A 7,393-nucleotide genomic window follows, 5' to 3' on the forward strand; every position below is an offset into this window, starting at 1 on the left:
CCGTGGGTAACCCGGCAGGACGCCGGGTTAGCCGTGTTGGGCCATGGATGGCCCGTCACGGCGGCCCACGGATTCAAGCCGGAGTGAGGGCACACCGAGCCTAAGCGAGGTGCCGAGTGGTGGGGGCAAGAGCGTTTTGGTTACTTTTGCGCTCCACCAAAAGTGACCCGCTGTAAGAGCGGAACCCATACCCGCCATCACCCAGCTGCCGGATATACACCCCGCAAAACACACAAAAACCCCCAGCCCCCCAACCTGGCCCAACTCTTGCTCTACCTCCACATACTGCATCCCCGATCCCCATGCAGTGGAGACCTTTACCTATGCCAGTCGCCCCGAATTCGCTCCTTCAGGCTGCCCCCGCGGCCAAGCCTCAAGCGCCTGCCGCCACCCCCCCGGTAGCGGCTGCGGACCCGCGGGACAAGGCCCCGGGTTTCGCTCAGGTGTTCGCCAGCCAAGGTTCAAAACCGACGGTAAAGCCCGATATCAACCCGGCCAAGCCCACGCGTGACAAGCCTTCCGACACCAACGCCAAACCGGTGGCCGGTAACGACAAGCCTGCCGCCAACACGCCAGCGGTTGCCGATAGCGGCAAGCCCTTGCCTGCCACACCGCCAGCCAAGCCCGACGACAGCGCCAGCAGTGACGACGACAAACCCACCGACCCGTCCCTGGCGCAGCAACCTCCTGTAGACCCCGTCGTCGACCCGGCCCTGATTGCCTTGGTCACGCCGGTGGCGGTGCCCGTGCCCGTGCCTGTGGAAACACCGGCGCCGGTGGCGGCCACCCCGGACGACAACGCCCAGCCGGTCGTCGCGGCACCGGTTGCCGTCACCGATGAAACCAAGCAACCGGCTTTCGACCCGGAAGCCGACCCGCTGGATTCGATGCCGGCCGTACGCCTGGCGATGGAGCAGGGCGGCCACGTCTCGGCCAGCAGCCAGACGCCGCAGAAAACCGCACCGACCACGACGCAGGATCAGCCGACTGCCGCACAGAGTTTTGCGGCCGGCCTGGCGACCATGGTCGATCAGCAGGCCACCAAAGACAGCACTGACCAGGGCGGTGACAAAGCCTTCACCGGCTTGATCGAAGGCGGCCTCAAGGATTTGAAAGACGCCAGCAGCGACACCCGCGTTGACGATTTCGCCAACCGTCTGGCCGCACTGACCCAGGCCGTCACGCCGAAAACCGCGAACGCCTTGCCGCCGGTGGCCAACGCGCCGCTGGCGATGCATCAAAGTGGCTGGACCGAAGAAGTGGTCAACCGCGTGATGTACTTGTCCAGCGCCAACCTCAAGTCGGCGGAGATCCAGTTGCAGCCAGCTGAGTTGGGACGCCTGGATATCAAGGTCAACATGACGGCCGACCAACAGGCCCAAGTGACCTTCATGAGTGGTCACGCGGTGGTGCGTGAGGCCCTGGAAACCCAGTCCGGTCGCCTTCGCGAGATGTTTGCCCAACAAGGCATGGGGCAGGTCGACGTCAACGTCTCCGACCAGTCCCGTGGTTGGCAGGGGCAGGGCCAGGAGCAACAACAGCAGAACCAGGCGCGCGGTGTGAGTGGGCGTGGTGGGCGCGGAGAAGGCGGTGACTCAGTCGACGCGGCTGAAGTGGCGGCGGTAGCGCCGGTGACCCAGACCGTGATCGGCTCCAGCGCCGTTGATTACTACGCCTGACGCCTGTTGAAATCCGGTCAGTGTGGGAGCTGGCTTGTTGTGGTGAGCGGGCTTGCCCCGCGCCGGGCTGCGTAGCAGCCCCAATGGATTTGCAGTGAACCCAGCGGGGGGCAAGCCCCCTCACCACAACAAGCCAGCTCCCACAGTTGACCGCTTGTGTGGCAGATATCGCAGCCCTCTTCCACACCCTCCAGACAACTCTGGCATAACACTTGCTCTTGCCTTTCCGTAGATCTATGAATTCCCGAATAGTGACGGATTATTGGCATGGCGAAGAGCGAAGACGCAGCAACACCACCTGCAGCCAAGGGCAAGCTCAAGCTTATCCTGTTGATTGTGCTGGGCCTGCTCCTGGCCATCGGCGCTTCGGTGGGCGGCACCTGGTACATCATGCACAGCAGCGCCAGCAAACCTGCCCCTGCCGCCGAGACCGCCAGTAACGTCAAGCAACCGGCAATCTTCGAGCCGATGCTTCCGGCCTTTGTCGCCAACTTCAACCAGAATGGTCGTCAGCGCTACCTGCAGGTGAGCATCACCTTGCTGGCGCGCAACCAGGCGGACCTGGATGCCCTCAAGGTGCACATGCCGGTGATCCGCAACAACCTGGTGATGCTGTTCTCCGGGCAGAGCTTCGACACCCTGGCTACCCCGGTGGGCCAGGAAATGCTGCGCCAGAAGGTCACTGCCAGCGTGCAGGAAGTGTCCCAGAAAGAGCTCGGCAAAGTCGTGGTCGAGCAGGCGCTCTTCACTAACTTCGTATTGCAGTAGGATCACGACATGGCCGTGCAAGACCTGCTGTCCCAGGATGAAATCGATGCGTTGCTGCATGGCGTCGACGATGGTCTGGTACAGACCGAAATGGCTGCCGAGCCCGGCAGCGTCAAAAGTTATGACCTGACCAGCCAGGATCGCATCGTCCGCGGACGCATGCCGACTCTGGAAATGATCAACGAGCGTTTCGCCCGCTACACCCGTATCAGCATGTTCAACATGCTGCGCCGTTCGGCGGACGTGGCCGTGGGCGGCGTGCAGGTGATGAAGTTCGGCGAATACGTGCACTCGCTGTACGTGCCCACCAGCCTCAACCTGGTCAAAATCAAGCCGTTGCGCGGCACCGCGCTGTTCATTCTCGACGCCAAGCTGGTGTTCAAGCTGGTCGACAACTTCTTCGGCGGCGACGGCCGTCACGCCAAGATCGAAGGCCGTGAATTCACCCCGACTGAATTGCGCGTGGTGCGCATGGTGCTGGAGCAAGCCTTCATCGACTTGAAGGAAGCCTGGCAGGCGATCATGGAAGTCAATTTCGAGTACATCAACTCGGAAGTGAACCCGGCCATGGCCAACATCGTCGGCCCCAGCGAGGCCATTGTGGTCTCCACGTTCCACATCGAACTCGATGGCGGCGGCGGCGACCTGCACGTGACCATGCCGTACTCGATGATCGAGCCGGTGCGCGAGATGCTCGACGCCGGTTTCCAGTCCGACCTCGACGACCAGGACGAGCGCTGGGTCAAGGCCCTGCGCGAGGACCTGCTGGACGTCGACGTACCTTTGAGCGCCACTGTGGCCCGTCGCCAGCTGCGTTTGCGCGATATTTTGCACATGCAGCCGGGGGACGTGATTCCCGTAGAGTTGCCGGAAGAATTGATCATGCGTGCCAACGGCGTGCCGTCTTTCAAGGTCAAGCTCGGTTCCCACAAAGGCAACCTCGCGTTGCAAGTGATCGAACCGATCAATCGTCGCTGATCAACACTCATTTTTGTTACGCCGAGGACATGTAATGGCTACCGAACACGAAAACACTTCCGCCGAAGACCAGGCCCTGGCTGACGAGTGGGCTGCGGCCCTGGAAGAAACCGGCGATGTTGGCCAGGACGATATCGACGCGCTGCTGGCCGCCGATGCTGCCACCGCGCCGGCCGGCAACCGCCTGCCGATGGAAGAGTTCGGCAGCGTGCCGAAAAACAACGACCCGGTGACCCTCGACGGCCCGAACCTGGATGTGATTCTGGACATCCCGGTGTCGATCTCCATGGAAGTCGGCAGCACTGAAATCAACATCCGCAACCTGTTGCAGCTCAACCAGGGCTCGGTGATCGAACTCGACCGCCTGGCCGGTGAGCCGTTGGACGTGCTGGTCAACGGCACGCTGATCGCCCATGGCGAGGTGGTGGTGGTCAACGAGAAGTTCGGCATCCGCCTGACGGACGTGATCAGCCCGAGCGAACGCATCAAGAAGTTGCGCTGATATGAAGTATTCGATGGCGGGACTGTTTCTGGCGCTGCCATTGAGCGCCTTGGCGGCTGAGCCGATCGCGCAAGCGGCGGCTGCAGCACCCGTGGTCAGCAGCGGCATCGGCGGTCAGTTGACCCAACTGGTGCTGGGCCTGTTGCTGGTGGTTGGCCTGATTTTCGTGCTGGCCTGGCTGATGCGCCGCGTGCAGCGCATCGGGCCGGGCAATGGGCAAGTGATCGAGATGATCGGCTCGCGCGCCCTCGGCCCGCGTGATCGGCTGGTGCTGGTGCAAGTCGGCGAGGAACAGATTCTGCTCGGCATCACGCCGGGCCGTATTACCCCGTTGCACGTGCTCAAGACGCCGGTGGAAGTGGCCAAGACCGACGCCGCCACGCCAGAATTCGCCCAGCGCCTGATGGAATTGCTGGGCAAGGATCAGAAGGATAAAAAGTAATGCGCGTTTTGTTGACGCTCATGCTGTTGCTGGCCGCGCCGTTGGCGTTTGCGGCCGACCCGTTGTCGATCCCGGCGATTACGCTGGGCACCAACGCCGCCGGCGCCCAGGAATACTCGGTCAGCCTGCAGATCCTGCTGATCATGACGGCGCTGAGCTTTATCCCGGCGTTCGTCATGCTGATGACCAGCTTTACGCGGATCATCATTGTTTTCTCGATTTTGCGTCAGGCCCTGGGCCTGCAACAGACGCCGTCGAACCAGATCCTCACTGGCATGGCGTTGTTCTTGACGCTGTTCATCATGGCGCCGGTATTCGACAAGGTGAACCAGCAAGCGCTGCAACCTTACCTAGCGGAGAAAATGACCGCCCAGGACGCGATCGACAAGGCCCAGGGCCCGATCAAGGACTTCATGCTGTCGCAAACCCGCTCCAGCGACCTTGAGCTGTTCATGCGTTTATCCAAGCGCACTGACATCGCCACGCCGGATCAGGCGCCGCTGACCATCCTGGTGCCGGCGTTTGTCACCTCTGAATTGAAAACCGCGTTCCAGATCGGCTTCATGATCTTTATCCCGTTCCTGATCATCGACCTGGTGGTCGCGAGTGTGCTGATGGCCATGGGCATGATGATGCTCTCGCCGCTGATTATCTCGCTGCCTTTCAAGATCATGCTGTTTGTGCTGGTGGACGGCTGGGCGCTGATCATTGGCACGCTGGCCAGCAGTTTCGGCGGAGTGTAGCGCCATGACCCCGGAAGTCGCCGTCGACCTGTTCCGTGAAGCGCTGTGGCTGACCACCATGATGGTCGCCGTGCTGGTGGTACCGAGCCTGTTGGTGGGCCTGCTGGTGGCGATGTTCCAGGCCGCCACGCAGATCAACGAACAGACCTTGAGCTTCCTGCCGCGCCTGCTGGTGATGCTGATCACGTTGATCGTCGCCGGCCCGTGGCTGGTGCAAACCTTTATGGAATACATCCTGCAGCTGTACGGCAGTATTCCGCAGTTGATCGGCTGACCGCATGCAATCTGTGCTGGCATTGACCGACACCCAGATCAGCACTTGGGTGGCGTCCTTCATTTTGCCGATGTTCCGCGTCACGGCGGTGCTGATGACCATGCCGGTGTTCGGCACCACCTTGGTTCCGCGGCGCATTCGCCTGTATTTCGCCTTTGCCATCACCGTGGTGATCGTGCCCGGCCTGCCGCCGATGCCGCCGGTGAATGCCCTGGACCTCAGTGCACTGTTGCTGATCGCCGAGCAAATCCTCATCGGCGCGCTGCTGGGTTTCTCCCTCACGCTGTTCTTCCAGGCGTTTGTGATCGCCGGGCAAATCATCTCGATCCAGATGGGCATGGGCTTCGCGTCCATGGTCGACCCCACCAACGGCGTGTCCGTAGCGGTGATCGGGCAGTTCCTGACCATGCTCGTGACTTTGCTGTTTCTGGCCATGAACGGCCATTTGGTGGTGTTCGAGGTCATGACGGAGAGCTTCACCACCTTGCCGGTGGGCTCGGGCTTGGTGGTCAGCCATTTCTGGGAGCTGGTGGGGCGCCTCAGTTGGGTGTTGGGCGCGTCGTTGCTGCTGGTACTGCCGGCGATTACCGCGTTGCTGGTGGTCAACATCGCCTTTGGCGTGATGACCCGGGCGGCGCCGCAACTGAACATCTTCTCGATTGGTTTCCCCCTGACGCTGGTGTTGGGCATGGGGATTTTCTGGATCGGCATGGCCGACATTCTCAATCAGTATCAACCGCTGGCCACCGACGCCTTGCAGTTCTTGCGTGACCTGGCGCGGGCGCGCTGAGCCATGGCCGAGAGCGAGAGTGGCCAGGACAAAACAGAAGACCCCACGGAGAAACGCAAAAAGGACTCCAGGGAAAAGGGCGAGATCGCCCGTTCCAAAGAGCTCAATACCCTCGCGGTGATGCTGGCCGGTGCCGGTGGCTTGTTGGTGTACGGCGGCGGGCTGGCGCTGGACATGATGGAGTTGATGAAACTCAACTTTTCCCTGCCGCGCGAGGTGCTGCTCAGCCCCGGTGCCATGGGCCAGTACCTGCTGCACTCGGGCAAAATCGCGATTCTGGCGGTGCAGCCGGTGCTGATCACCTTGTTGCTGGCGGCGCTGATCGGCCCGGTTGCCCTCGGTGGCTGGCTGTTCGCACCCGGCAGCATGGCGCCCAAGTTCAGCCGGATGAACCCTGGGCCAGGCCTCAAGCGCATGTTTTCGAGCAAGGCGCTGATTGAGCTGCTCAAGGCGCTGGCCAAATTTATCCTGATCCTGTTTGTGGCGCTGACGGTGTTGTCGTCCGACATCGACGACTTGCTGCGCATCGCCCATGAGCCGCTGGAGTCGGCGATTATTCACAGCGTGCAGTTGGTGGGGTGGAGTTCGCTGTGGATGGCGTGCGGGCTGATCATCATCGCGGCGGTGGATGCACCGATCCAGCTGTGGGAAAGCCACAAGAAGCTGCTGATGACCAAGCAGGAAGTGCGCGACGAGCACAAGGACCAGGAAGGGCGACCCGAGGTCAAGCAGCGCATTCGCCAGCTGCAGCGCGAGATGTCGCAGCGCAAGATGATGGCGTCGGTGCCCGACGCCGACGTGGTCATCACCAACCCGACTCACTACGCCGTGGCCCTCAAGTACGACCCCGAGAAGGGCGGTGCGCCGATGCTGCTGGCCAAGGGCAGCGACTTCACCGCACTGAAAATCCGCGAAATTGCCGTGGCCAACGACATTTTGCTGCTGGAATCGCCGGAGTTGGCGCGGTCGATCTTCTACTCCACCGACCTCGACCAGGAAATCCCTGCCGGCCTGTACCTGGCCGTGGCGCAGGTGTTGGCCTATGTCTACCAAATCCGCCAATACCGCGCGGGCAAAGGCAAGCGGCCAGACCCGCTCAAAGACCTGCCGATTCCGCCGGAATTACGCCGCGATTCCTGAGTCACTCTGTGCCGACGCCATCGCGGGCAAGCCCGGCTCCCGCCGTTGAGCGCATTCCCCTGTGGGCGCCGGGCTTG

General features: G+C 62.0%; 9 protein-coding genes. All 9 read left to right on the forward strand.

Going from position 1 to position 7,393, the window contains the following annotated elements:
- Window positions 1-323: 323 nt before the first annotated feature.
- The 9 genes from WBB95_RS15885 (at window position 324) to flhB (ending at window position 7,316) form a co-directional block, all read left to right on the forward strand.
- A complete protein-coding gene (locus WBB95_RS15885; RefSeq protein WP_424488457.1) occupies window positions 324-1,679 on the forward strand; it encodes a flagellar hook-length control protein FliK in 1,356 nt (451 codons plus the stop codon).
- Window positions 1,680-1,946: 267 nt separating this feature from the next.
- Window positions 1,947-2,447: a flagellar basal body-associated protein FliL gene (gene fliL / locus WBB95_RS15890; protein WP_424488458.1), complete on the forward strand. Its 501-nt coding sequence runs from the start codon at window positions 1,947-1,949 to the stop codon at window positions 2,445-2,447.
- A gap of 9 nt (window positions 2,448-2,456) precedes the next feature.
- A complete protein-coding gene (gene fliM / locus WBB95_RS15895) occupies window positions 2,457-3,425 on the forward strand; it encodes a flagellar motor switch protein FliM (RefSeq protein WP_010166091.1) in 969 nt (322 codons plus the stop codon).
- Window positions 3,426-3,459: 34 nt separating this feature from the next.
- On the forward strand, window positions 3,460-3,927 hold the full coding sequence (fliN, locus tag WBB95_RS15900; RefSeq protein WP_033900765.1) for a flagellar motor switch protein FliN: 468 nt from the start codon (window positions 3,460-3,462) through the stop codon (window positions 3,925-3,927).
- Between the two features lies 1 nt (window position 3,928).
- The gene (gene fliO / locus WBB95_RS15905; RefSeq protein WP_424488459.1) at window positions 3,929-4,369 is read left to right on the forward strand and encodes a flagellar biosynthetic protein FliO; all 441 of its coding nucleotides are present in this window, start codon (window positions 3,929-3,931) and stop codon (window positions 4,367-4,369) included.
- Window positions 4,369-5,112 (forward strand): flagellar type III secretion system pore protein FliP, encoded by a 744-nt coding sequence (gene fliP, locus WBB95_RS15910; RefSeq protein WP_078738375.1) that lies wholly within the window; start codon window positions 4,369-4,371, stop codon window positions 5,110-5,112. Before fliO ends, fliP begins: the two co-directional genes overlap by 1 nt.
- Before the next feature lie 4 nt (window positions 5,113-5,116).
- Window positions 5,117-5,386 (forward strand): flagellar biosynthesis protein FliQ, encoded by a 270-nt coding sequence (gene fliQ, locus WBB95_RS15915; RefSeq protein WP_003214552.1) that lies wholly within the window; start codon window positions 5,117-5,119, stop codon window positions 5,384-5,386.
- Window positions 5,387-5,390: 4 nt separating this feature from the next.
- Window positions 5,391-6,176 (forward strand): flagellar biosynthetic protein FliR, encoded by a 786-nt coding sequence (fliR, locus tag WBB95_RS15920; protein WP_064453451.1) that lies wholly within the window; start codon window positions 5,391-5,393, stop codon window positions 6,174-6,176.
- A 3-nt stretch (window positions 6,177-6,179) separates the two neighbouring features.
- Window positions 6,180-7,316, forward strand: a complete 1,137-nt coding sequence (gene flhB, locus WBB95_RS15925; protein ID WP_424488460.1) for a flagellar biosynthesis protein FlhB — start codon at window positions 6,180-6,182, stop codon at window positions 7,314-7,316.
- Window positions 7,317-7,393: the final 77 nt, after the last annotated feature.

Source organism: Pseudomonas sp., assembly GCF_049645325.1.
GTDB lineage: Bacteria > Pseudomonadota > Gammaproteobacteria > Pseudomonadales > Pseudomonadaceae > Aquipseudomonas.

Excerpts from the sequence above, each read along its gene's own strand:
- WBB95_RS15885 (WP_424488457.1), top strand. The coding sequence starts at position 324 with ATGCCAGTCGCCCCGAATTCGCTCCTTCAGGCTGCCCCCGCGGCCAAG.
- fliL (WP_424488458.1), top strand. The coding sequence starts at position 1,947 with ATGGCGAAGAGCGAAGACGCAGCAACACCACCTGCAGCCAAGGGCAAG.
- fliM (WP_010166091.1), top strand. The coding sequence starts at position 2,457 with ATGGCCGTGCAAGACCTGCTGTCCCAGGATGAAATCGATGCGTTGCTG.
- fliN (WP_033900765.1), top strand. The coding sequence starts at position 3,460 with ATGGCTACCGAACACGAAAACACTTCCGCCGAAGACCAGGCCCTGGCT.
- fliO (WP_424488459.1), top strand. The coding sequence starts at position 3,929 with ATGAAGTATTCGATGGCGGGACTGTTTCTGGCGCTGCCATTGAGCGCC.
- fliP (WP_078738375.1), top strand. The coding sequence starts at position 4,369 with ATGCGCGTTTTGTTGACGCTCATGCTGTTGCTGGCCGCGCCGTTGGCG.
- fliQ (WP_003214552.1), top strand. The coding sequence starts at position 5,117 with ATGACCCCGGAAGTCGCCGTCGACCTGTTCCGTGAAGCGCTGTGGCTG.
- fliR (WP_064453451.1), top strand. The coding sequence starts at position 5,391 with ATGCAATCTGTGCTGGCATTGACCGACACCCAGATCAGCACTTGGGTG.
- flhB (WP_424488460.1), top strand. The coding sequence starts at position 6,180 with ATGGCCGAGAGCGAGAGTGGCCAGGACAAAACAGAAGACCCCACGGAG.